This window comes from Bartonella sp. AD328YNZD (genome assembly GCF_042196425.1).
Window position 1 is genome coordinate 1 of record NZ_JBHIQG010000513.1, and the last position, 1,283, is coordinate 1,283.

Annotated in this window: 1 pseudogene; it reads right to left on the bottom strand. The window is 39.5% G+C overall.

Annotated elements, in window-relative coordinates:
* Nucleotides 1–1,283: pseudogene (locus tag ACFIO3_RS13290) on the bottom strand (protein ndvB); the annotation flags it as partial.

Sequence of the window (1,283 nt, forward strand, 5' to 3'; positions counted from 1 at the left end):
TGATCAAGTAGTTTTTCAGCTTCTTGCCTATTTTCAGCACTGCCAAGATAGAAGATGATTTCTTTTGTTTGCCCTGGTAAAAGATCAATATCATAGGCAAATGCTGAACAAGGATCACATCCTGCTGCAATGATATTCGAAAGAGCACCAGCTTTACGGATCGCATTTGGATGTGTTACGGTTCCCGTTGCACCGATAAATTCAGCGCGATTGGTCGTCGTACTGGTTGGCATTTCGGAGGCTGATAAAAATGTGACTTGTTGAGATTTTTCGATGTGATAGGGATTTTGAATAAAATGCGCCCCCCATCTAGCCTCATAAGAAAAAACAATAAAGGGGGCATATTTGGTACGAACATTTCCCAAAACCCATTCAACATAATTATAAAGGCGTAAACTGCGTGGTTTTTCCCCTTTATTCGTGAGAATAAGACGTGAAAAGCGAATAGGTTTTTCAGGATCAAGTGTATGGGTCAGTTCTAATGCAATTTCTGAATGTGTCGATTTAAAAGTTGAGAATCCAAAACCATGACAAGCATCATAGACAACATTTTCATCACATTCTACGGTAGAAACGGGTGAAAAACGTTTTAAAGACTGGTGATCAACCAAATAAAGTGCTTCTCCTGGCCGGTTAGACGTTGGATCATTCGCCCAAGGAGTTAATTGATAATCGCGACTATTATTAACCCAAGTAAAAATTGCACCTTCAGCAGAAACATGAAAACCAAACCTGTGATTAGCAATAACATTAATCCACGGATGCGGGGTGGTGGTATGCCCATGAAGACGTATTACATAATGATTATGCTGATTAAAACCACCGTAACCATTCCAATATCTTAGATCTTCTCCATTCGTAGGGAAAGAAGATGGTTTTTGTTGGCTAACAAGACCAATGGAAGCAAAAAGATTTTGTTCCGTTTGTGGTGTAACTTGCCTTCTTTCATTATATTTCGAAGAGTCTAATTGTTCATAAGATCCTTGATAATTTTTACGGATTGCGAGATCAAAATCATTCTCATCAAGCCGTTTAAGCTGTTCAGATAAAGAGCCATTTTGGGCATCAAGAACAATACGCGCTGATGCAAGAAGCGTTTTAAAACTCTGTTCACTTATTTGATCGCGCCGAAGCGTGAAAATATGTTGGCATCCATCTGCTTCTTGCGTGTGGCGACGATAAGATTCACAGACCCATTCAAGAGCACGTTGTGTATTTTGTATATAGGAAAATGCTTGTTCATTGAGAATGACCAAATCAACAATAAGACCGCGCATACGCCA